The sequence below is a fragment of the Erythrobacter sp. genome (genome assembly GCF_023653175.1).
Taxonomy (GTDB): Bacteria; Pseudomonadota; Alphaproteobacteria; order Sphingomonadales; family Sphingomonadaceae; genus Erythrobacter.
The window spans coordinates 1-22,014 of the sequence record NZ_JAMNXL010000012.1 but is presented as its reverse complement, the minus strand read 5'-3'; the positions used below and the strand labels follow the sequence as shown (position 1 = coordinate 22,014).

At 66.9% G+C, this 22,014-nt stretch carries 27 protein-coding genes; 19 read left to right on the top strand and 8 right to left on the bottom strand.

Features of this window, described 5'->3' with window-relative positions; genetic code table 11:
• Nucleotide 1 precedes the first annotated feature (1 nt).
• A complete protein-coding gene (locus NBV68_RS02890) occupies nt 2–1,438 on the bottom strand; it encodes an MFS transporter (RefSeq protein WP_296307043.1) in 1,437 nt (478 codons plus the stop codon).
• Nucleotides 1,439–1,677: 239 nt separating this feature from the next.
• Between NBV68_RS02890 and NBV68_RS02885 the strand changes: the two genes are divergently transcribed.
• The 5 genes from NBV68_RS02885 to NBV68_RS02865 all read left to right on the top strand — a co-directional run bounded on the left by NBV68_RS02885 (nt 1,678) and on the right by NBV68_RS02865 (nt 7,524).
• Nucleotides 1,678–2,871 (top strand): acyl-CoA dehydrogenase family protein, encoded by a 1,194-nt coding sequence (locus NBV68_RS02885; protein WP_296307041.1) that lies wholly within the window; start codon nt 1,678–1,680, stop codon nt 2,869–2,871.
• 481 nt (nt 2,872–3,352) lie between these two features.
• Nucleotides 3,353–4,492: an acyl-CoA dehydrogenase gene (locus NBV68_RS02880; protein WP_296307040.1), complete on the top strand. Its 1,140-nt coding sequence runs from the start codon at nt 3,353–3,355 to the stop codon at nt 4,490–4,492.
• A 107-nt stretch (nt 4,493–4,599) separates the two neighbouring features.
• On the top strand, nt 4,600–5,412 hold the full coding sequence (locus NBV68_RS02875) for an SDR family oxidoreductase (RefSeq protein WP_296307038.1): 813 nt from the start codon (nt 4,600–4,602) through the stop codon (nt 5,410–5,412).
• Between the two features lie 227 nt (nt 5,413–5,639).
• A complete protein-coding gene (locus NBV68_RS02870) occupies nt 5,640–6,344 on the top strand; it encodes a Crp/Fnr family transcriptional regulator (protein ID WP_296307037.1) in 705 nt (234 codons plus the stop codon).
• A gap of 244 nt (nt 6,345–6,588) precedes the next feature.
• Complete coding sequence (locus NBV68_RS02865) at nt 6,589–7,524, top strand: MBL fold metallo-hydrolase (RefSeq protein WP_296307036.1); 936 nt, start codon at nt 6,589–6,591, stop codon at nt 7,522–7,524.
• On the opposite strand, the gene gmk is transcribed toward NBV68_RS02865, so the two are convergent.
• The 3 genes from gmk to NBV68_RS02850 are packed head-to-tail and all read right to left on the bottom strand — an operon-like array spanning nt 7,521 to nt 9,147.
• Complete coding sequence (gmk, locus tag NBV68_RS02860) at nt 7,521–8,171, bottom strand: guanylate kinase (RefSeq protein ID WP_296307035.1); 651 nt, start codon at nt 8,169–8,171, stop codon at nt 7,521–7,523. The two genes, NBV68_RS02865 and gmk, sit on opposite strands and share 4 nt — an antisense overlap.
• Nucleotides 8,172–8,213: 42 nt before the next feature.
• Nucleotides 8,214–8,660 (bottom strand): hypothetical protein, encoded by a 447-nt coding sequence (locus NBV68_RS02855; protein WP_296307034.1) that lies wholly within the window; start codon nt 8,658–8,660, stop codon nt 8,214–8,216.
• 7 nt (nt 8,661–8,667) lie between these two features.
• Complete coding sequence (locus NBV68_RS02850; protein WP_296307033.1) at nt 8,668–9,147, bottom strand: ClpXP protease specificity-enhancing factor SspB; 480 nt, start codon at nt 9,145–9,147, stop codon at nt 8,668–8,670.
• A 143-nt stretch (nt 9,148–9,290) separates the two neighbouring features.
• Here NBV68_RS02850 and hisB point away from each other — a divergent pair, with 143 nt between their 5' ends.
• The 12 genes from hisB (at nt 9,291) to pal (ending at nt 17,424) form a co-directional block, all read left to right on the top strand.
• Nucleotides 9,291–9,899 (top strand): imidazoleglycerol-phosphate dehydratase HisB, encoded by a 609-nt coding sequence (gene hisB / locus NBV68_RS02845; protein ID WP_296307032.1) that lies wholly within the window; start codon nt 9,291–9,293, stop codon nt 9,897–9,899.
• On the top strand, nt 9,892–10,518 hold the full coding sequence (hisH, locus tag NBV68_RS02840) for an imidazole glycerol phosphate synthase subunit HisH (protein ID WP_296307031.1): 627 nt from the start codon (nt 9,892–9,894) through the stop codon (nt 10,516–10,518). The genes hisB and hisH overlap by 8 nt, the downstream gene beginning before the upstream one ends.
• Entirely contained in the window at nt 10,515–11,243 is a 729-nt protein-coding gene (gene hisA / locus NBV68_RS02835; protein ID WP_296307030.1) for a 1-(5-phosphoribosyl)-5-[(5-phosphoribosylamino)methylideneamino]imidazole-4-carboxamide isomerase, read from the top strand. The genes hisH and hisA overlap by 4 nt, the downstream gene beginning before the upstream one ends.
• Nucleotides 11,244–11,472: 229 nt before the next feature.
• Nucleotides 11,473–12,237: an imidazole glycerol phosphate synthase subunit HisF gene (hisF, locus tag NBV68_RS02830; protein ID WP_296307029.1), complete on the top strand. Its 765-nt coding sequence runs from the start codon at nt 11,473–11,475 to the stop codon at nt 12,235–12,237.
• A 14-nt stretch (nt 12,238–12,251) separates the two neighbouring features.
• On the top strand, nt 12,252–12,566 hold the full coding sequence (locus NBV68_RS02825; protein ID WP_296307027.1) for a phosphoribosyl-ATP diphosphatase: 315 nt from the start codon (nt 12,252–12,254) through the stop codon (nt 12,564–12,566).
• 3 nt (nt 12,567–12,569) lie between these two features.
• Entirely contained in the window at nt 12,570–12,950 is a 381-nt protein-coding gene (locus NBV68_RS02820) for a histidine triad nucleotide-binding protein (RefSeq protein ID WP_296307025.1), read from the top strand.
• Between the two features lie 91 nt (nt 12,951–13,041).
• The gene (locus NBV68_RS02815; protein WP_296307023.1) at nt 13,042–13,491 is read left to right on the top strand and encodes a YbgC/FadM family acyl-CoA thioesterase; all 450 of its coding nucleotides are present in this window, start codon (nt 13,042–13,044) and stop codon (nt 13,489–13,491) included.
• Between the two features lie 4 nt (nt 13,492–13,495).
• On the top strand, nt 13,496–14,200 hold the full coding sequence (gene tolQ / locus NBV68_RS02810; protein WP_296307021.1) for a protein TolQ: 705 nt from the start codon (nt 13,496–13,498) through the stop codon (nt 14,198–14,200).
• Complete coding sequence (locus NBV68_RS02805) at nt 14,200–14,643, top strand: biopolymer transporter ExbD (protein WP_296307020.1); 444 nt, start codon at nt 14,200–14,202, stop codon at nt 14,641–14,643. The genes tolQ and NBV68_RS02805 overlap by 1 nt, the downstream gene beginning before the upstream one ends.
• 14 nt (nt 14,644–14,657) lie before the next feature.
• Nucleotides 14,658–15,473, top strand: a complete 816-nt coding sequence (locus tag NBV68_RS02800; protein ID WP_296307019.1) for an energy transducer TonB — start codon at nt 14,658–14,660, stop codon at nt 15,471–15,473.
• Nucleotides 15,473–16,870 carry a Tol-Pal system beta propeller repeat protein TolB gene (tolB, locus tag NBV68_RS02795; RefSeq protein ID WP_296307018.1) on the top strand — a complete coding sequence of 466 codons (1,398 nt, stop codon included), beginning with the start codon at nt 15,473–15,475 and terminating at the stop codon, nt 16,868–16,870. Before NBV68_RS02800 ends, tolB begins: the two co-directional genes overlap by 1 nt.
• Before the next feature lie 32 nt (nt 16,871–16,902).
• Complete coding sequence (gene pal / locus NBV68_RS02790; protein ID WP_296307016.1) at nt 16,903–17,424, top strand: peptidoglycan-associated lipoprotein Pal; 522 nt, start codon at nt 16,903–16,905, stop codon at nt 17,422–17,424.
• Between the two features lie 40 nt (nt 17,425–17,464).
• Here pal and NBV68_RS02785 read toward each other — a convergent pair whose 3' ends face one another.
• A complete protein-coding gene (locus tag NBV68_RS02785) occupies nt 17,465–17,611 on the bottom strand; it encodes a hypothetical protein (protein WP_296307014.1) in 147 nt (48 codons plus the stop codon).
• A gap of 138 nt (nt 17,612–17,749) precedes the next feature.
• On the opposite strand from NBV68_RS02785, the gene NBV68_RS02780 reads away from it, so the two are divergent.
• Nucleotides 17,750–18,283: a J domain-containing protein gene (locus tag NBV68_RS02780; RefSeq protein WP_296307013.1), complete on the top strand. Its 534-nt coding sequence runs from the start codon at nt 17,750–17,752 to the stop codon at nt 18,281–18,283.
• 4 nt (nt 18,284–18,287) lie between these two features.
• On the opposite strand, the gene NBV68_RS02775 is transcribed toward NBV68_RS02780, so the two are convergent.
• Nucleotides 18,288–19,124 carry an SDR family NAD(P)-dependent oxidoreductase gene (locus NBV68_RS02775; protein WP_296307011.1) on the bottom strand — a complete coding sequence of 279 codons (837 nt, stop codon included), beginning with the start codon at nt 19,122–19,124 and terminating at the stop codon, nt 18,288–18,290.
• Between the two features lie 198 nt (nt 19,125–19,322).
• Here NBV68_RS02775 and NBV68_RS02770 point away from each other — a divergent pair, with 198 nt between their 5' ends.
• The gene (locus NBV68_RS02770; protein ID WP_296307009.1) at nt 19,323–20,159 is read left to right on the top strand and encodes a DNA/RNA non-specific endonuclease; all 837 of its coding nucleotides are present in this window, start codon (nt 19,323–19,325) and stop codon (nt 20,157–20,159) included.
• Here NBV68_RS02770 and NBV68_RS02765 read toward each other — a convergent pair.
• Together NBV68_RS02765 and infC are read right to left on the bottom strand one after the other, a co-directional pair.
• Entirely contained in the window at nt 20,156–21,580 is a 1,425-nt protein-coding gene (locus tag NBV68_RS02765) for a DASS family sodium-coupled anion symporter (protein WP_296307007.1), read from the bottom strand. The genes NBV68_RS02770 and NBV68_RS02765 overlap by 4 nt on opposite strands.
• 124 nt (nt 21,581–21,704) lie before the next feature.
• Nucleotides 21,705–22,014, bottom strand: a 310-nt coding sequence (gene infC, locus NBV68_RS02760) for a translation initiation factor IF-3 (RefSeq protein WP_296307006.1), incomplete at its 5' end; no start/stop codon positions are given.

The following is a 22,014-nucleotide window of genomic DNA, read 5'->3' as shown; positions in this document are numbered from 1 at the left end:
CTCAGGCGCCGATCGAATGGCCCTCCGGATCGGCGCGGGCGGCTTCGGCAAGCGGATCGGACCGCTTGCGGTGGGCCAGCCGTTCGAGCCGCGCCTCGTGCTCGGCGCGGCTGATCGGGAAGCGGGCAAGGAAGAAGGCCGACACCAGCGCCAGCCCCACGCCCGCCACGCCGAAGCACACGATCAGTCGCGTCAGCACTTCGGGAGGCACAGAACCCGGCGCGGCATTGGGAGCGAGGCCCGCAAAGGCGATGATCTGGCCGGTCACGAAGATGCCTGCGCCGGTCGCGCATTTCTGCACCAGCCACCCGCCCGAGAAGAACGAGCCCTCCGCGCGCCGTCCGGTGCGTTCCTCGAAAGCCTCGACGATCTCGGCCATCATTGAGGTTGCCGAGACCAGCGACACCACGCCAAGCGCATTGGCGAACAGCATGAAGGCATAGAAGCCCGCAGTCGAGGCGAGCGTGCCGGGCTGCGCCCACAGGCCCGCCAGCAGCAGGCCATAGGGGCAGATCCCGATCACCGCCGAACCGACCGCGCTCAGCGCCGCGCTCCCCGCCTTGCCGAAGCGGCGGTGCATCGGGCCGACGATCACGAACATCAGCACGACGGACGCGAACAGCATCAGCGGATAGGCGATCAGCTGTGCGCGGGTCAGCTGCCACACGAACAGGTTGAGGTAGTTCGAGATCGAGAAGGTCATCCCCTGCGCCACGTAAGCGGCAAGCCCGCCGGCCGCGAAGATCAGGAAGGCGCGCTCGGAGAAGGCCTCGGCGATCTCGGCGAAAGCGCCCTTGAAGGTGAAGGGTGCAGGCTTCGTCGCGGGCAGGCGCGCGACCAGCGGGTGGAGCCCGGCGGCCGAGCCGATCACCGAGACCGCCATCAGCACCGCGCCAAAGATCCCGAAGGCCTGATAGCCCTCGACCGCCAGCATCCCTTCCGCGCCCGGCATGAACACGGTGTAGGCCAGCACCATCATCCCCAGGCCGCCGATCCAGCCCGACAGGAAGCGGTAGCGGAACAGCGTGGTGCGCTCGTCGTAGTCGGCGGTGAGTTCGGGGACGAGCGCGATCGAGGGCACCTCGCAGGCCGACAGCAGGATGCGCACCGCGACGGCGATGGCGACAAGACCGCCAAAGCTCGGCACGGTGCCGCCCGGCGGGCTCCACAGCAGCACCCACAGGAACGCGAGCGGCACGGGCGCTGCATAAAGCCACGGCAGGCGGCGGCCCCAGCGGGTATAGGTGCGGTCCGAGAGGTTGCCGAGCAGCGGATCGACCAGCGCATCGACCAGCAGCGCGATCAGCAGAGCAAGGCTCACCAGCCCCGCGTCCATTCCCAGCACCTGATTGTAGAAGATCAGCAGGAAGAAGGAAAAGCCGTTGTCCTTCACTCCGAAGGCGACCGAGCCGAATCCGGCCAGCAGCTTGACCCGCATGGGCAATTTTCCGGCGATCACGCCCATGCGCGTCTCGCCCCGCCAACGAGGTGTCCGGTCACGTTTCTCTCTCCCATTTCGGTTGCGAACCTAGACCGATTGCAGGGCGCGTCAATCTCGCGTCTTGAGCATTGGGGCTGACGCTACGGCATTCCCGTTCGAGCGAAGGACGCTTGCAGGCAGCGGCAAATTGCTCCTAACGTAAGCGTCAAGTGAGAGACGAGAGAGGAGAATCGGTCATGGCCGATCTTGAACAATTCCGCACTGAAACCCGCGCCTGGCTCGAAGCCAACTGCCCGCCCGAAATGCGCGAGCCGGTGCGCGGCGAGGACGACATCTACTGGGGCGGCCGCCGCGCGACCTTCAAGAACGATGCCCAGAAGGCGTGGCTCGAGGCGTGCATCGCCAAGGGCTACACCGTGCCGATGTGGCCCAAGGCCTATGGCGGGGCGGGGCTCTCGGCCCCCGAAGCCAAGGTGCTGCGCGAGGAAATGGGCCGCATCAACGCGCGCCCGCCGCTCAGCTCCTTCGGGATCTGGATGCTCGGCCCCGCGCTGCTGCATTTCGGCACTGAGGGGCAGAAGCAGCGCTTCCTCAACGAGATCGCGCGCGGAGAAATCCGCTGGTGTCAGGGCTATTCGGAACCCGGTTCGGGGAGCGACCTCGTCAGCTTGCAGACCTTCGGCGAGGACAAGGGCGATTCCTGGGTCGTCAACGGCCAGAAGATCTGGACCAGCTATGCCGACCAGGCCGACTGGATCTTCTGCCTCGTGCGCACCGACAAGGCCGACAAGTATCAGGGCATCACCTTCATGCTGTTCGACATGGCATCCGAAGGCGTGACCACCAAGCCGATCCTGTTGATCAGCGGTTCCTCGCCGTTCTGCGAGACCTTCTTCGACAATGTCGAGGTGCCCAAGTCCTATGGCGATGATTGCCCGGCTCAGGTGGGCACCATCAATCGCGGCTGGGATGTCGCCAAGTATCTGCTCGGCCACGAGCGCGAGATGATCTCGGGCGCCGACGGCGGCGAGCGCGCGGCGGCGATCGGGTCGATGATGAAGCGCCATGCGGCGAAGCTCGGCGATGAGCTCGATCCCTGCTTGCGCGCCGAGCTGGCGAATTTCGATGTCGACGCTCTGGCCTATGCCGCGATGGGCGAGAAGTTCCTCGACGAGATCAAGGTCGGCAAGGCGCACCCCGCGCAGCCCAACATGATGAAATACGCCGGCACCGAGCTCAACAAGCGCCGCCACGAGCTGATGATGGCGGTCGGCGGTTCGCGCTCCCTCGAATGGGAGAGCGAGGCGACCGAGAAGGGCAAGCCGGCCAGGAACTGGCTGCGCACCAAGGCCAACTCGATCGAGGGCGGGACGAGCGAGGTGATGCTCAACGTCATCGCCAAGCGCATCCTCGACCTGCCGGGGGCTTGATGTTGGATTTCGCCATCTTGGCGCCCGTTCCGAGCAACCACCTCGTTTCTGGGCTTCAGCATAGCGCCAAGCACGGTCGCATTGCGTACGGCACGAACAAGTGGGAATGGTTGCGCGAGGTCGAGAGGGATCGTGACGGTGAGCCTGTCCCAGTATTGATTTATTCTTCTCATGAAGGGAGCGATGCTGACCTGTCTTGCGTCGTCGCTTGGATCGCAAAGCTCGTAGCATCCTCGGAGAAGGAGAAAGAAATCGCGGATGCGCGGCCACCTTCAACAGCGACGGACGGTAAGTGGGCTTCCTTTTGGCTGGTTGAAGACTTGAAGCAGCTTCCGAAAGAGGACGCGCTGCCCATCAGTGCCATTCAAACGACGGCGGGAGGCTGGCGGAAAGAGTCACCTCCTAGAGGCCCTGAACGCGTGGAGCTGCCCGCGTCTTTGTCGCACTATTTCTGATTTAGCAAAGAACACTGGAGCAAGGGATGCCCCTGTATCACAATGAAGATCAGGCGATGCTCGCCGACACAGCGCGCGGGTTCATTGCCGAGGAAGGCAATATCGCCAAGCAGCTGCGCCACTGGCGCGACCGCAACTGCAAGGACGGCTTCGGCCACGCCCTGTGGAAGCAGATGGCCGAGATGGGCTTTACCGGCATGCTGGTCGAGGAAGCCGACGGCGGGCTCGGGATGGGCCATGTCGAAGCCGGGATCGTGCTCGAGGAAATCGGCCGCAACCTGACGCCCTCGCCGTTCCTGACATCGTCGGTGCTCGCCGCGACCGCGCTGAAGCACGGCTCGGCGGACTTGAAGGGCCGCTACCTGCCCGGGCTGATCGCGGGGGATTCGGTGTTCGCCGTCGCTATCGACGAGACCGCCAAGCACCGGCCCTCGCGGATCACCACGCGCGCCGAAAAGTCGGGCAACGGCTTCAAGCTGACCGGCGCCAAGAGCTTCGTCATCCACGGCGGCAGCGCCGACATGATCGTGGTCGCCGCGCGCACCTCTGGCGGTGACGAAGATGCGGACGGGATCACGCTGTTCGCGGTGCCCAAGGACGTCGCCGGGCTGTCGCACGATCATGTGCGCCTCGTTGACAGTTCGATGGCGAGTCATACGCGGCTGGATGGCGTCGAATTGGACGGCGATGCCGTGATCGGCGAGATCGACGGCGGGCGCGCCGTGCTCGATGCGATGCTGGTCGCGGGCCGCGTCGGCGCGGCGGCGGAAGGCGTGGGCGTCGCACGCGGGGCGATGGACATGACGGTCGATTACCTCAAGCAGAGGAAGCAGTTCGGCCGTCTGATCGGCGAGTTTCAGGCGCTCCAGCACCGCGCCAGCCACCTCTATTCCGAGGTCGAGATCGCCCGCGCGGCGACCATCAAGGCCCAGCAGCTGCTCGACGGCGGTTCGGCCCATGCCGACCTGATGGCGAGCGTTGCCAAGGCCAAGGTCGCCAAGACCGCGCGGCTGGCGGTGCAGGAAGGCGTGCAGATGCACGGCGGCATCGGCATGACCGACGAATACGACATCGGCCTCTACATGAAGCGCGACCGCGCGCTGGCCGAGTTCCTCGGCGATGCCAACTTCCATGCGAACCGCGTGGCGGAGCTGAGCGGCTACTAAGTCCCAAACGCCTCCCCGGGCTTGACCCGGGGCCCCGCTTCTTTCTCGCGGCGGGCAAAAAATGAGCGGGATCCCGGGTCAAGCCCGGGAAGACGGAGAGATTTGAAATGGACATTCAATCACTTTTCAGCCTCGAAGGCCGCATTGCCCTCGTCACCGGCGGCAGCCGCGGGATCGGCAAGATGTTCGTCGAGGGGCTGCTCGCGGCGGGCTGCGCCAAGGTCTACATCTCGGCGCGCAAGGTCGAGCAGATGCAGGCCACCATCGACGAGTTCGGCGCAGACCGCGTGATCGGCATCCCCGCCGACCTCAGCCAGATGGACGGGATGGTGGCGCTCGCCAATGAACTCAAGGCGCGCGAGACCCGGCTCGACATCCTCATCAACAATGCCGGCGCCGCCTGGGGCCAGCCCTATCTCGAATTCTCCGAGGCCGGCTGGCACCGGACGATGGACTTGAACGTCAAGACCCCGTTCTTCCTCACCCAGAAGCTCCACGATCTGCTGGTCGCAGGCGGCAAGGCCGGGCATCCGGCCAAGGTCATCCACGTCTCCTCGATCGACGGCCAGCGGATCAACCCGTGGGAGACCTATGCCTATCAGGCATCGAAGGCGGCGGTCATCCAGCTCACCCGGCGCATGGCGGCGCGGCTGATCCGGGACAATATCGTGGTGTCGTCGATTGCGCCCGGTGCCTTCCCGTCCGAGATGAACAAGGCCGCCAAGGACGCGCCTGACGCGAGCGCCAGCGGCATCCCGGCCAAGCGCATCGGCACCGCCGAAGACATGGCGGCAGCCGCGATCTACCTGTGCAGCCGCGCGGGCGACTATGTGGTGGGCGAGACGCTGACGGTCGATGGCGGCGTGGTCAACGCGCTGCTGCCGAACCACTTCGCCGATCCCAGCGGCGGCGGCCACTGATCGGCAAAAAAAGAGGCCCACACCCCCTCTCACCAGGAATGTGGGCCTAGGAGGCGGAGGAGAATTGCTCCTCCGCCCGGGTCGCGCCCCGGCTATCGCGCAAGGCGCGCACGCGGTCTGTGATGGCCGTCACGGTTTTGCGGGCCGATGCGATTTATCGTGCCCCTCGTCGGCCGTTGCGGGGGACTTTCGCTGCCCCTATCCTCGGCCAACCGAAGGGGGCTCTCATGATGTTGGATACGCTCGACGATCTCATCGCCCGTCTCGCGCCCGAATCGCTGCTGCGTGCGCTCGCGCCCGACCAGCTCGAACAGCTGCTGCGCGAGGCCTCCCGCCGAGACCTGCGTCCCGGCGAGCCGATCATCTCGCAGGGCGACGAGGACGGTGACTTTGCGGTGGTGGTGCTGTCCGGCGGGCTCAAGATCACCATGGTCAGCGCCAGCGGGCACGAGATCATCCTCAACTATTGCGGGCCCGGCGAACTGGTCGGCGAGATTGCGATGCTCGACAGTGGGCCGCGCACTGCGACCGTGATCGCGGCGGTGCCGTCATCGGTGCTGCTGCTGCCCTCGCGCACCTTCCTCGCCGCGGCGACCGCCAACCCGGTTTCGGCCGCAGGCGTGATGCGCGAACTTGCGCGGCGGGTGCGCCAGCTCAATCTGGTGATCGAGAGCGACCGCACCTTCTCGATGGCCCCGCGTCTGGCCCGCGCGCTGGTGCGGCTGATCGATCCGGCGCGCGATGACGGCCGGCTGCGCTTCGATCCCAACCAGAGCGACCTTGGCGCCTTTGCCGGCCTCGCGCGCGAGAATGTCAGCCGCCTGCTGTCTGACTGGGAAGCGCAAGGCGTGATCGCCCGCGAGGGCCGCGCCCTCAGAGTGAGCAACCTGCCGTTCCTCCAGACCCTCGCCGAGTTCGGCGACGACGCCTGAGGGGCGGGGGCGCGGCTGCGCGCAACACCGCAAGATCGGTTACGGTGCCGCAGGCCCGCACCTGCCGGCGGCGCGATCAGGGGGTATCGAGCGACGGTGTCGTCTCTTTCCCCCGGTTCGCGGAGCCCGCCATGCCTGCCTTGCTGAACTCTCCCCGGCCTGCCTTCACGTTGATCGCCGTCACTACCGCTGCCGCCGCCGCCTCACTCGCGCTCGCTTCGCCAGGGGCGGCGCACGAGCGCGAATGGCAGGATCTGCCCGCCGCCGCACGAGGATGCCGGTGCCGCAGGACACCGGCATCCTCGTGCGCGAGGTGGCGCCCGGGGTGCACATGGTCACCGACGGGCTCTATCAGGCCCTGTTCGCGGTGACCGACGCGGGCGTGGTCGTGGTCGATGCCCCGCCCTCGATCGGGCCGCGGCTCTCGCAGGCGATCGCGGCAGCGACTGACAAGCCGGTGATCGCGCTGATCTATACCCACAGCCATATCGACCATATCGGCGCGGCCGACCAGTATGGTCCGGAAGTCCAGCGCATCGCCAGCGTGCCCACGCGCGACAAGCTTGCGCGGCTGGCCGATCCGCGTCGACCGGTTCCGACCCGCGTGGTCGGGCCGGGCAGCACGGGCATGCGCTTCGGTGCCACCGAGGTGCAGCTCGACCTTGCCGGAGCCTTCCATGAACCGGGGAACCTCATCGTGCTTTTCCCGCGCGAGAAGGTCTTGATGATGGTCGATATCGTATATCCCGGCTGGGTGCCGTTCACCAATCTCGGCATGGCCGAGGACGTGCAGGGCTTCATCGATGCGCATGACGTGCTGCTGGGCTACGATTTCTCGGTCTTTGTCGGCGGGCACCTCTCGCGCCCGGGCACGCGTGAGGATGTCGAGACCGCGAAGACCTATGTTACCGATCTAGTCGCGGCGGCGCGCGAGGCACAGGGCAAGGTCGACTTCATGGGCGTGGCGGGCGAGATCGGCTTCGCCAACCGCTGGCTGCTGGTGAAGACGTGGATGGACCGTGTGGCCGATGCCTGCACCGTGTCGATGCTCGGCAAGTGGGAAGGAAAGCTCGGCGGCGCCTCGGTTTCCACCCCGGGCCACTGCTGGATCATGCAGGAGCACCTCAACATCAACGGGCTGCCCGCCACATCGGCGCCCGAGCCCAAGCCGGTGTCCTAACCCATCAGCCCTCGCACGAAGGGGATCAGCCCGGTCTGCCGGGCACGCTTCATGCGTTCCGCTTCGAGGATCGCGCGGACCTTGTCGAAGCACACGTCGATATCATCGTTGATGATGACGTAGTCGTAGCCGTCCCAGTGGCTGATCTCGGCCCGGGCGCGCTCCATGCGGGCGGCGATCACCTCGGGGCTGTCGGTGGCGCGGCCCTTGAGGCGGCGGTGCAGTTCCTCAAGCGAGGGAGGCAGGATGAAAACCCGCACAACGTCCTGCTGGTCCTTCTGGTAGAGCTGCTGGGTGCCCTGCCAGTCGATGTCGAACAGGAAGTCCTGCCCCTCCTTCAGCCCGGCGCGGATCTTGCCCTTGGGCGTGCCGTAGCGATGGCCGAAGACCTCGGCCCATTCGTAGAAATCATCCTCGTCGATCATCGCCTCGAACTGTTCGGGCGAGACGAAGTGGTAATGCACCCCGTCGATCTCGCCCGGGCGCGGCGGGCGGGTGGTCGCCGAGACCGAGAGCTTGATCTCCGCGTCCTTGGCCAGCAGCATCCGCGACAGCGTGGTCTTCCCCGCGCCCGAGGGCGAGGAGAGGATGAACATCAGGCCCCGGCGGTGAAGCTGGTCTGCGGCATTGTGTGAGGATTCGCCCATGGGCTCCGTTGCACCAAGCGGGGCTGCGAAATCAAGCGCGGATCAGGATTCGCCGGAGGGCGGGGCCGGGAGCGGCCTCTCCGCCTGCCGCTTCTTCTCGAGCCGCCTGCCGCGGTCGTAGAACACCTTCGCCGCCAATCCCCCCGCGACCACCGCGAGCCCCAGCGGCGAACGGCGCGCGAGGTGGCTTGCGCTCCACAGTGCCAGAGTGGTCATGGCACCGCGCCCGTCGACCAGCTTGTCGGCCTTGGCCTGCCCGTGGCTCTTGACGATCAGGCCCTTCTCCAGCCGGTCGCGCAGCAGGCCACCCGCGGCGCGCAGCACGATGTCGGCGATGACGAGATTGGTGCCGGCCGAAGAGCTGGGGAGGGGAAGGCCGGCGGGGCCGGCGGGCTTTGTGTCGAGTTCGGCAGGGGCGGCCTTGGCCTCGGCGGCAGGCGTGTCCGGTTTCCCGCGCTTGCCTTTGCCGGTCCGTCTGGCCCCCGCCATCAGGGGCCTATTTCTTGCGGCCGAAATCGACCGAGACGACGTTCGAGCCGTCCGGATCCGTGTCCGGCCCGTCATTCTCGGCATCGTCGTGCGCTTCGGGCTCGAGCTCGTCGACCGCGGCCTGGAATTGCAGGCCGAAATCGACTGCCGGATCGACGAAGGCGGTGATCGCGGCAAACGGGATCGTCAGCTTGGCGGGCACCTGGTTGAAGGTGAGGCTGACCGAGAAGCTTTGCGGCAGCACCTCCAGGTCCCAGAACTTGTTCTGGAGGACGATCGTCATCTCGTCGGGAAAACGTTCGCGCAGGTGCTGCGGGATCGACACCCCGGGCGCGGCGGTCTTGAAAGTGATGTAGAAATGATGCGCGCCCGGCAGGCTGCCGCCGCCGCTGACGATCGAGCCGAGCACACGGCCGACGACGGCGCGCAGGGCTTCCTGCACGATTTCGTCGTAGGGGATCAGGCTGTCGGGCGTGTCGCTGTTCATGGCTGGACGGATTCGTGGCGGCATGCGCGAAGTTGGTCAAGGGGCTTTGGCGTGTTCGGGCCGTGTCATGCCGCATTGACACCGGTATTGGCGCGATGCGCGGCCCGCTTGTCATGCGCTGCCAGCCGACTATAGCGCGGCTCATGGCCAGCACTCCCCCCCGCACCGGCGCGGTAGACCGCAACACCACCGAGACGAAGATCGCCATTGCCGTCAATCTCGACGGCACGGGCGCCTATGACGTGAGCACCGGAATCGGCTTTCTCGATCATATGGTCGAACAGTTCAGCCGCCATTCGCTGATCGACGTGACGATGAAGGTGGAGGGCGACCTCCATGTCGACCAGCACCACACCACCGAGGATTCGGCGATCGCGCTGGGGCAGGCGATCAGCAACGCCTTGGGCGACAAGGCCGGGATCGGGCGCTACGGCGCGGCCTATTCGCCGATGGACGAGACGCTTTCGCGGGTGGCGCTCGACATATCCGGGCGGCCCTACCTCGTGTGGAAGGCGAAGTTTACCCAGGAACGCCTCGGCGAATGGGACACCGAGTTGATCGAGCACTGGTTCCATTCGGTGAGCCAAGCTGCGGGCATCACGCTCCACATGGAGCTGCTCTACGGCACCAACAACCACCACATCTGCGAGAGCCTCTACAAGGGTTTCGCCCGCGCGATGCGGCAGGCGGTCGAGCGTGACCCGAGGAAGGGCGGGGCGATTCCGAGCACCAAGGGGCAGCTCGGTGGCTGAGGTTGTGGCCCTTGTCGATTATGGGGCCGGTAATCTGCATTCCGTTCACAACGCCTTGAAGGCGGCGGGGGCTTCGGTAGCCGTCACCGCCGACCCCTATGTGGTGCGCGCGGCCGACCGGATCGTGCTCCCCGGTGTCGGCGCCTTTCGCGCCTGTGCCGAAGGGCTCCGCGCGCTCCCCGGCATGGTCGAGGCGATGACTGAGCGCGTCCGCGTGGGCGGCGCGCCCTTCCTCGGCATATGCGTGGGGATGCAGCTGCTTGCCGACCGCGGGCTGGAATTCGGCGCGCATCCCGGCCTCGGCTGGATCCCGGGCGAGGTGCGGCTGATCGCGCCCTCCGACCCCGCGATCAAGGTCCCGCACATGGGCTGGAACGATGTCGCCCTGCTGCCTCACGCCAAGGACCATGCTGTTATCGAGGAAGGCGAGGCCTATTTCCTCCACTCCTTCCACTTCGCCGCGTCCGATCCCCACCATGTCGCCGCGATGACCGACCACGGCGAGGGGCTGGTGGCGGCGGTCGCGCGCGACAACATCCTCGGCGTGCAGTTTCACCCGGAGAAGAGCCAGACCTATGGCCTTGCGACACTCCGGCGCTTTCTGGAGTGGTTCCCGTGATCATCTTCCCCGCAATCGACCTCAAGGGTGGCCAAGTCGTCCGCCTCGTGGAAGGCGACATGGAGCGCGCCACGATCTACGGCGATGACCCGGCCGCGCAGGCACTGATCTTTGCCGACGCCGGGGCCGAGCACCTCCATGTCGTCGACCTCGACGGCAGCTTCGCAGGCGAAAGCCGCAACCGCGCGGCGGTCGAAGCCATTGTCGCGGCCTTCCCCGGCTATGTGCAGCTTGGCGGCGGCATCCGCGACGCGAAGGCGGTCGAGGGGTGGTTCAACCTCGGCGTGGCGCGGGTGGTGATGGGCTCGGCGGCGCTCAAGAACCCCGAGTTCGTCAAGGACATGGCCCGCGAATGGGAGAACGGCATCGTCGTCGCGGTCGACGCCAAGGACGGGATGGTCGCGACCGAGGGCTGGGCGGAGGTCTCCGACGTCCCGGTCACCGATCTTGCCCGCCGCTTCGAGGATGCGGGCGTCGCTTCGCTGCTGTTCACCGACATCGGCAGAGATGGCCTGCTCAAGGGCGTGAACATCGAGGCGACCGTCGACCTCGCCCGCCGGGTCGACATTCCAGTGATCGCCAGCGGCGGGGTGAAGGGGCTGGACGACATCCACATCCTCTCCCTCCACGCGCATGAGGGTATCGAGGGGGTGATCACCGGACGCGCGCTGTATGAAGGGCGGCTCGATCTGGCGGCAGCGATTGCGATGGGCGCGCGGGCGTAGATATGCCTTGGATAATCATCCTTATTTCTGCGGTAATGCTGATGAGTACCGCGTACATCACATGGCGCGATCTTGGCCGAGCTGATGCCGAGGTTCAGTATACCCAAGGCATTTTCACGAAGGTCAGCAGGAAAGCCCAGCCGCGCCTTTACTGGTCTGCGTTTGCGTTTAGGCTCCTTATCATTCTGATGCTTGCCTCGGGCTTGATGATGGGTTTGGCAGACAAGCTATGACCGTCCGCATCCGCGTCATCCCCTGTCTCGACGTGGCCGAGGGCCGCGTGGTCAAGGGCGTGAACTTCGTCGACCTCAAGGACGCGGGCGATCCCGTGGAGCAGGCGCGCGCCTATGATGCGGCGGGCGCGGACGAGCTGTGCTTTCTCGACATTTCTGCCAGCCACGAAGGGCGCGGGACGCTGCTGGGCATGGTGCGGCGCACGGCGGAGGTGTGCTTTATGCCATTGACCGTCGGCGGCGGGGTGCGATCGCCTGAGGACGCCCGCGCGCTGCTGCTGGCGGGGGCGGACAAGGTTGCGGTGAACTCCGCCGCCGTCGCCCGGCCCGAGCTGGTGGGCGAGATCGCATCGCGCTTCGGCAGCCAATGCGTCGTCGCCAGCGTCGATGCGCGCCGCACGCCGCGCGGGAACTGGGAAATCTTCACCCACGGCGGCCGCAAGCCGACCGGGATCGACGCGGTCGAATATGCGCTAAAGGTCGCCGACCTCGGCGCGGGAGAGTTGCTGGTGACCTCGATGGACGGGGACGGCACGCAGCGCGGCTACGACCTCGCCCTGACTCGCGAGATCGCCGACGCGGTCAGCGTGCCGGTGATCGCGAGCGGCGGGGTGGGGAGCCTCGAGCACCTTGTGGACGGGGTCACCAAGGGCCACGCCAGCGCGGTGCTCGCCGCGAGCATCTTCCACTTCGGCCACCACACCATCGCCGAGGCGCACGCGGCGCTGCGGGCGGCGGGGTTGCCCGCGCGCGGGGTTTGACCGAAAGAGGCTGCATGGAAACCCTCACCCGACTTGAAGCGACCATCGCCCAGCGTCTGACGGCCTCGCCCGACGAAAGCTACGTCGCGAAGCTCCACGCCAAGGGTCTCGCCAAGATTGCGCAGAAGCTCGGCGAGGAGGCGACCGAGACGGTGATCGCCGCGCTGGCGGGGGATGAGGCCGAACTGGTGGGCGAGGCGGCTGACCTGCTGTTCCACCTGATGGTGCTGCTCGCCGAGAAGGGCGTGCCGCTTGAACAGGTGCTCGCCGAACTCGACCGCCGCGAGGGGCTGTCCGGCCTCGCTGAAAAAGCCGCCCGCACGGAGTAACCCATGCCGATCGACCCCACCCTGCCTTATGACGACGCCAACATCTTCGCGAAGATCCTGCGCGGCGAGATCCCGAGCAAGAAGGTCTACGAGGACGACTGGGCCTTCGCCTTCGAGGACATCAACCCGCAGGCCGAGATCCACACGCTGGTGATCCCCAAGGGGCGGTATGTGAGCTGGGACGATTTCTCGGCGAAGGCGAGCGATGCCGAAATCGCCGGCTTCATCCGCGCGGTGGGCGAAGTGGCGCGGGCCAAGGGGCTGGTCGAGCCCGGCTACCGCCTGCTCGCCAATATCGGCGCGCATGGCGGGCAGGAGGTGCCGCACCTCCACGTGCACATCTTCGGCGGCCAGTTCCTCGGCCCGATGATCGCGCGGCGCTGACACCTGCCAGCCGCCGTTAGCCTGCGGTTCATCGACACATTGCAAGTGTCCCGGCTTTGCAACGGATTCCCCGCTAGGCTAGGTGGCAGCCATGACCTCCCCCAATCTCCCCGGCGGCGTCCTCGATGGCGCGCGGCACCTTTATGCGGTGCGCGTCTATTACGAGGACACCGACCTTTCGGGGATCACCTATCACGCCAATTACCTGCGCTGGTTCGAGCGCGCGCGCTCCGACCTCTTGCGGATGCTCGGCATCGACCAGCGCGCGGCGATCGAGAGCGGTGAGGGGGCTTATGCACTCAGCGAGGTCAATCTGAAATACCTCGCCCCCGCGCGGCTCGATGACGACGTGGTGATCGAAACCCGCTGCACCGAGCTTGGCGCGGCATCGTGCCGGATGCACCAGATTGCGCGCCGAGGTGAGCAAATCCTGTGCGAGGCGAGTTTGCGCGTCGGCTTCATCACGCTAGATGGCCGTCCGCGCCGCCAACCCGCCGCATGGCGCGCTGCCTTTGCCACTTTCATGAACGAGGATCTTTGACCCCGTGACGTTCGACCTGCTTGCCGCCGCCACGCTTCCCGCTCCGACCCGCCTCGATCCGGTCGAGCTGTTCGTTCAGGCCGACATCATCGTGCAGGCGGTGATGATCGGCCTGATCCTCGCGAGCGTGTGGGTGTGGATGATCATCGTCTCCTTCTCCCTGCGGATCGGCGGGCTCACCAAGAAGTCGCGCGAATACGAGGGCGAGTTCTGGGAGCAGCGCGACCGCGAGGGCCTGCTGACCAAGCAGATGAGGAAGGAAGTCCCCGCCGCCCGCGTCGCTGCCGCCGGGCTCGACGAGTGGCGCAAGTCGACCGCGAAGCAGCCGGTCGACCGCGACGCCGCCCGCCAGCGCATCGCCGCCGTGATGGACAGCCAGATTGCGGAAGAAGCCGACGCGCTTGCCGGGCGATTGAATTTCCTCGCCACCGTCGGCTCGGTTGCGCCCTTCGTCGGCCTGTTCGGGACGGTGTGGGGGATCATGAATTCCTTCTTCCAGATCGGCGCGCAGCAGAGCGCGAGCCTCGCGGTGGTCGCCCCGGGCATCGCCGAGGCGCTGTTTGCGACCGCCATCGGCCTGTTCGCCGCAATCCCCGCGGTGATCGCCTACAACCGTTTCGGCGGGGCGGTGGACCGCTATGAGGCGGGGCTGCAGAGGTTCGCCGACAGGCTCCACACCGGCCTGAGCCGCGAGCTGGATCGCGCCTGATGGGGGCCAAGCTCTCATCGTCCCGGAAGGGATCCTCCCGCCGCTCGCGCCGTGCGGCCATGTCGGAGATCAACGTTACGCCGCTGGTCGACGTGATGCTGGTGCTGCTGATCATCTTCATGGTGACGGTCACGCTCCCCGCGGTCGGCGTAGCCGTGGAGCTCCCCGATAGCCGCGCCGCGCCGGTCGAGGAGAAGCCCGACCAGATCACCGTCTCGATCGACGCGGGCGGTACGATCTATATCGAGGACGCGCCCGTGCCTGCCGGGGGCTTGCCGGCCGCGCTCGAAGCGCTCACCCGTGGCGGCGAGCCACCGCTGGTGGTGCTGCGCGGCGACCGCAGCCTTGATTACGGCAGAGTGATGCAGGTTATGGGCGAGCTGGGCAGGGCAGGCTTTACCTCGATCTCGCTGGTCACCGATGGTTCAGTTTCGGCCCCATAACTCAGGGTGCGGTGATGGGTGAGATGACGCTCCGCAATGACGAGAAGATCGGCCTCGGCGCCGCCGTGCTGCTGCATGGCGCGCTGGTGGGCGTGCTCGCGATGCAGACGATGCGGAGCGAGGTCACGGTTTTCCCCGAACGGATCAACGTGAGCCTCGCGACCGAAGTCGGCCTCGATGCTGCCGCGCCTGATCCGGTGAGCGAGAGTCGCATGGCATCAGCGCCGACGCTCGACATCAACCCTGCGCCCGCGCCCCAGCCTGCCAGGCCCGAGCCTGCGATACGGACCGCGCAGACGCCGCCCAAGCCGACCACGAAAACCGCAACACAGCAACCCGCGCCCAGCCGCGAACGCTCGCGCCCCGATCGGACGCCTCCCAAGCAGGCCGCCACCACGCCGCGCCAGACCGCGCCCAAAGCGGGCGGTGGCCCATCGTTCGACGAAGCCTTCCGCGACGGCGCGGGAACGTCCCGCACAACGACCGAAACCCGCGCGCCGGCCCCCAAATATGGCCCGAGCGAACTCGCTTCGCTCGACAGCTCCATCGGGCGGCAGGTCAAGATCAAGTGGCAGGGCCGCGTGCCGCAGGGGCCGGATGCCGAAAAGCTGGTCACCCGCGTGCGTTTCAAGCTCAATGCGGACGGAACACTGGCGGGGGAGCCTCAGGTCGTGGATACTGTCGGCATAACCGCACTCAACCGCAATCAGGTGGCGAGGCACCGCGAAGAGGCCGTTCGGGCTGTCAAGCTCGTCGGAACTTTCAAGGTTCCCTTCCCGGTTCCGGCGGATAACAACACATTCACTCTGAAGTTCGAGAGGAACCGGTAATGAAAGCGGCAGCAATGAAGGCGATTGTTTCGCTTCTGCTTGCGACAGCGTCCCACCCCGCTTTTGCGCAGGACTTGTCTGCTCCTCTGCCCGAGGACAGTCCCGTCGAAACGGTGGAGAGTGCGGCGGGCGAGCGTGATATCGTCATCACCGACGAGGCCGCATGGTCGGACATCGGCATCGCCATCCCCGCCTTTGCCACCGACCGCGAGCGGGCCACGCCTGCCAATGCCGACGGCACCGGCGCATTGGGCCGCGAGATTGCGCGGGTGATCACGGCCAACCTGCGCAACAACGGCCTCTTCAAGCCGGTCGGCCCCGACAGCCTGCCGCAGCCCGCCTTCTCCGCCGTGCGTGCGCCTGCCTATGGCGCGTGGAGCGGGCAGGGGGCAGAGATGCTGGTGCAGGGCTATGTCACCGCGCGAGACGACGGGCGACTGGTGGTCGGCTGCTACCTCTACGACGTCGCGCTCCAGCAGCAGCTGGTGAAGGAAGGCTGGGTGGTCGCCGCTGCCGACTGGCGTCGCGCGGCGCACAAGTGTTCGGACCTCATCTTCAGCCGCCTCACTGGCGAGAGCCCGTTCTTCGACAGCCGCATCGCCTATATCGCCGAGACCGGCCCCAAGGATCGCCGCGTCAAGCGGCTCGCGGTGATGGACAGCGACGGTGCGAACCACCGCTTCCTCACATTGGGCAGCGCCACCGCGCTCACCCCGCGCTATTCGCCCGACTATTCGAAGATCCTCTACCTCAGCTACGTCGACGGCAACCCGCGCATCTATGTCTATGACATCGGCAGCGGCAAGCAGACGCTTGTCACCGAGAACCGGAACCCCACCATCGCCCCGCGCTGGTCGCCCGACGGCAAGCATATCCTGTTTTCGATGGCAGTCGCGGGCAACACCGACATCTACCGTATCCCGGCGACCGGCGGCACCGCGCTGAAGCTCACCGACAATCCAGGGATCGACGTGGGCGGCTCCTACTCGCCTGATGGCAGCAAGATCGTGTTCGAGAGCGACCGTTCGGGCAGCCAGCAGTGCTACGTCATGGACGCCGACGGCAAGAACCAGAAGCGCATCAGCTTTTTCGGCGGCCGCTGCGCCACGCCCGAATGGAGCCCGCGGGGCGACCAGATCGCCTTCACGCGGATCGCCGGCGACTTCAACGTCGCGGTTATGAACACCGGCGGCGGCAACATGCGCGTGCTGACCCGCGGCTGGCAGGACGAGGCCCCCACATGGGCCCCCAACGGCCGCATCATCCAGTTCTTCCGCACCGAGAAGAACTCCGGACGTTCGGGCATCTGGCAGGTCGACCTCACCGGCCAGAACGAACGCCGCCTGCCCACGCCGGTGGACGCCTCCGACCCCGCATGGGGGCCGATCCGGCGCTGACCCAGATAATGACAAGAAAGGAACCCTGAGCGATGAACACCAAGCTTGCGACGATCCTGCTCCTCGCTTCGGCGAGCGGCCTTGCGGCCTGTTCGAAGAAGGCCCCCGACGACCTGCCGCCCGATCCGATCCAGACCACCCCGACCCCCACCCCGACCTCGCGCCCGGTCACGCCGACCGGTGCGGCTGTCGGCACCCAGGCGCATTTTGCGCAGGCCGTCGGCTCCTCGACCACGATCTATTTCGAAACCGATCGCTACAATGTCGACACCCAGGATGCCGCCGCGCTGCAGGCGCAGGCGCAGTATTTCGCGCGCTATCCGCAGATCACCTTCACCATCGAAGGCCACGCCGACGAGCGCGGCACGCGCGAATACAACATCGCACTGGGCGAAAAGCGCGCCAATGCGGCCAAGGCCTATCTGGTCAGCCTCGGCGTCGATGCCAACCGTATCGCGGTGGTGAGCTACGGCAAGGAGCGCCCGGTCGCGCTCGCCTCTAACGAGGCCGCATGGGCGCAGAACCGCCGCGCGGCGAGCGTGATCATCAATTGAGGTGACTGCCCTCCTCTTCGGGGGAGGGGCAGCACGCGGCTCAGCCCTGAAGCAGGCCGGACGAAAGCTCGGCCTGCACCGCGACCGGGGCTTCGATCCCTGCCAGCTCGCGCGCGCCGGTGACCACGCACAGCCCGGCGAGCGCGAGCACGCAGAACAGGCTGGAGAGGGTCAGTTGCTGGCTCATGGCGGATCGTCCTTTCGCAATGCAACATTTCACATTGCAACCGGTTCCCGTGTTCTCATGCCTTTCCATTCGGGGCCATAGCGCCTAGATTGACCGCGTGACCCAATCGACCAACGACATGACCCCGGGCAAGGCCCGGTGAGCCGCGCGCGCCGGTCAATGGACTGGGGTTTCCCGCGCTGGCGCGGTTATGGCTCATCGCAGGAAGCCGCGAATGTGCGCATTTGCGACCGCCACGGCTGCGACGAGCCCGGCGACTGCCCCGCGCCCAAGGCCCCCAACAGCCGCGACCGCTGGTATTTCTGCCAGAAGCACGCGGCCGAATATAATTCCAAGTGGGATTACTTCGAAGGCCTCGACAAGGCCGAGCGGGAAGAGCGCGCCCGGGCGGAACAGCAGGAAAGCGCAGGCTATGCCGAAAGCGCGCATTACGGCTGGGCGGGCTCGGGCGACGGATCGCGTTCGGCGGACGAGATGCGGGCGCTCGAGGTGCTGGGGCTCGAGCCCGATGCCGATTTCAACGCGGTCAAGAAGGCCTACCGCGCCCGCGCCAAGGAAGTGCACCCCGATGTGAAGCCCGGCGATGCCGAGGCCGCCAAGCAGTTCCAGCTGATCCAGACCAGCTACGAAGTCCTTCGCGCGGCGGAAGAACGGCGCGAGTGGCGGGGCTGAAGCTCTAGGGCTGCGGCCCCGCGAACCCCTTGCCCAGCGAGTCGATCTTCGGATCGGGGTTGTCGTTCCACCATGGCACGTCGGTCCAGGGTCGCACGTCGACCTCGTGGCTCCAGCAGTTGCGCGGCTGGTGGGCGAGGTGCCAGTAGGTTTCGGCCAGTGCGGCCGGGTCGATGATGCCGTTTGCGCCCTTGCCCGCCTTAAAGGCATCGAACTTGTCGCCGAGCAACTTGCCGAGCGTGTCGGGAGCGTCGACCGGCCCGTCGACGATCACGTGAGCAACGTGGATGCCTAGGGGCGCGAACTCGGCGTTCAAGGTCTGGCACAGCATCCGCCGCCCGCCCATCGCCGCTGCGTGGCTGTGCTGCCCGGCATTGCCGCGCACCGCCGCCGTCGCCGAGGTGACGAGGAGGGTGCCGTGGGGGCCGCCATAGCGGGCGCGCGCGGTCATGTGCGGGAACAGCGCATGGGCGAGGCGGAAGACGCCGTAGGTGCCGAGCCGCCAGCCAAGCTCGAAGATGCGGTGCGGGGTCTGATCCAGCGCGCGGTTGCCGATTTGCGCGCCGAGGTTGTAGAGCGCGGCATGGATCGGGCCGATCTCGGCCTCGGTGCGTTCGACCAGTTCCTCGATGCTGCCATCCTCGGCGGCGTTGAGGAGGGTGCCGGTGGCGCTGCCGCCTGCCGCCTCGATCTGGCGGGTCATGCGGGTCAGGCCCTCCTCATCCGAGCGGCGGGCGAGGACCGCGTGGTAGCCCCCGGCGGCAAAGCGCGCGGCGGCGTTGCCGCCGATCCCGGCGCCCGCGCCGATGACAAGGAACACCGGCTTGCGGCTGTCGGTCATGTGCTCTCTCCCTCAGGCCGCGAAGCTTACCGCGGTGTCACACGCTTGCAAGCCGGGCGCGCTAGGGAGGCCTTCAGAAATCGGCAGCTTGGCAGGCCGGACGCTGCCCGCCAGTCTTCCGCCAAAGCCGCAAAGGCGCAGGTCGCATTCCATACCAACCGGGAACCGCAAGGCTCCCGCCACGAGGGGGATTGAGGCATGAACGATCCGTTCCTGATGCAGCGCGAGCTGCGCTACGGCTATCCAGTGTGCGACCAGGTGCTGACCGGCCGCCATTTCACCATCGGCTACTCCTGGTATTTCCGCCAGGCCAAGTGGACGCTCGAGATCATCAACCGCGAGCTGCTGCTGGTCAACGACACCGTTCCCGAAGTCGACCGGCTCGACAACTTCCGCGCCGACACCCGCATCCCCGAGCGGTTCCGCGCGGGTCTCAAGGCCTATGTCGGCAGCGGCTATGATCGCGGGCACTTGGTGGCGAGCGCGAACCAGGACCTGGTCGAGATCCAGAACTCGGAGACCTTCCTGCTCTCGAACATGTCGCCGCAGCACCCCGATCTCAACCGCAAGCGGTGGCGCGAGCTCGAGGAGGCGATCCGCAAGCTCGACGCGCGCAAGGACGTGCTGGAAACCTACGTGCTGACCTGCCCGGTGTTCTACTTCGGCGAGCCGGTGGAGCGGATCGGCAAGAACCTCCCCGATTTCGGGATCAGTGTGCCAGTGCCCCATGCCTTCATCAAAAGCGTGCTGGTCGAGGACCGGCAGGGGCGGCACCGGCTGTGGACGTTCATGATGGCCAACCCGCCGCTGGTTGCCGATCCGGCGGCGCCCGATCCGCTCGCGAACCGCGATCTCGGCAGCTACCTCGTCAAGACCTATGACGCCGAGCAGATCGTCGGCGGGCGGTTCTGGGACGGGATCTCGGGCGGCGACATGCATGAAGCCAAGGGCGGCAAGAAGAAGCTGGAAGCGATGTGGCCCGATGATCGGGAGGCGCCCTTCCCGGGGCTCAAGGTCTTCCCGCCCGCGCCCTAGACGAGCGCCGCGATCCCCCACACCACGGCGACGATCAGCACCGCCCCTGCCACATCGAGCAGCGCGCCCGCGGTCACCATCGCGCCGATGCGGATGCGCCCCGTCGCCCAGGCAATGGCGTTGGGCCCGGTGCCGGCCGGGAGCATGAAGCCCCAGCTTGCCGCCAGCGCTGCGGGGAGCGCGAGCAGCACCGGGTCGACGCCCAGCGCAACCACCAGCGAGGCGACAACGGGGATGATGCCCGTCGCGGCCGCGACATTGCTCGCGAACTCGGTGATCACGATCACCAGCACCGTCACCGCGAGCGCGACCAGCACCAGCGGCCAGGCCTCGAGCGGGAGCAGCGCGGCGCCGATCCACTTGGCCAGGCCCGAAGCCGACATGCCCGCCGCCAGCGCGAGGCCCCCGCCGAACATGAAGATGACGCTCCACGGCGCGCGCTCGGCCTCGTGCCACACCAGCAGCGGGCGGCCGGTGCCGTCGGGCAGGAGGAACAGTGCCAGCGCGGCGATGATGGCGATAGTCCCGTCGGTCCACGCGCCGACCGGCAGGGCTGCGGCGACCAGTGGCTGGGTGACCCAGGCGATGAAGGTGACGAGCGCGATCGGCACCAGCCGCTTCTCGGGCGCGGTCCAGCCCACATGGCCGTCGATCGCCGCGCGCGCGGCGGCCACATCGAAGGGATGCCCGGCCACGCGCTGCACCCGCGCGACGATGAAGGCGGCGAGCGGCACGCTCAGCAGCACCAGCGGGATGCCGTAGAGAGACCACTCGGCAAAGGTGATGCGCACGCCCGCCAGCTTGTCGAGCACGCCCACCGCAATCGCATTGGTGGGCGAGCCGACGATGGTGCCGAGCCCGCCGATGCTCGCGGCAAAGGCGATGCCCATCGGCAGCGCGCCGTGGATGCCGGTCTGGAGCGGCGCCGCGCCCTCGTCATCGCCGGAAGATCCCCCCTCCAGCACCGCCAGCGCCATCGGCATCATGATAAGCGTGGTCGAGGTGTTGGAGATGAACATCGAGAGCAGCGCAGCCGTCAGCATGAAGGCGACCAGCAGCCGCACCGGCCCGCCGTCCGCGCCCACCGCGCGCAGGATCGCGAGGGCCAAGCGGCGGTGCATGCCGGTACGCTCGATCGCGAGCGCGATGAAGGCGCCGCCCAGCAGCAGGAACAGGATCGGGGAGTAGTAGGTGCTCGCGGTCGTCTCCGCATCCGATACCCCAGCCAGCGGGAGAATCACGAAGGGCAGCATCGCGGTCACCGCGAGCGGCATCGCCTCGGTCATCCACCAGGCGGCCATCCACAGGGTAAGGCCCGCGACCAGCCACGCTCCCTCGCTCATCCCGGCGGGCGGGGCGGTGAGCGCAGCAAGGGCAAAGGCCAGCGGTCCCAGGAAGAGGCCGATCCGGCGTGCAGTCATGCGGTGTGCTCTCCCCCGTGCATGGGAGCACGGCCTATCAGCACGGACGCAGGCGGGGCAAGGAAAAGGGGCGAAGTCGTCCGGCGACCCGCCCCTCACCAATCGTGGCAGCGTGGCTGCGCGCTTACTTCGGCGCGAGCACCATCAGCATCTGGCGGCCTTCGAGGCGCGGGAAGGCCTCGACCTTGGCGACTTCGGCGACGTCTTCCTGCACCTTCTTCAGAAGATCCATGCCGAGGTGCTGGTGCGCCATCTCGCGCCCGCGGAAGCGCAGGGTGATCTTCACCTTGTCGCCATGTTCGATGAACTTCGTGACGTTGCGCATCTTCACGTCGTAATCGTGCGTGTCGATGTTCGGACGCATCTTCACTTCCTTGATGTCCTGCGTCTTCTGCGTCTTGCGCGCGAGGTTCGCCTTTTTCTGCGCCTCGTAG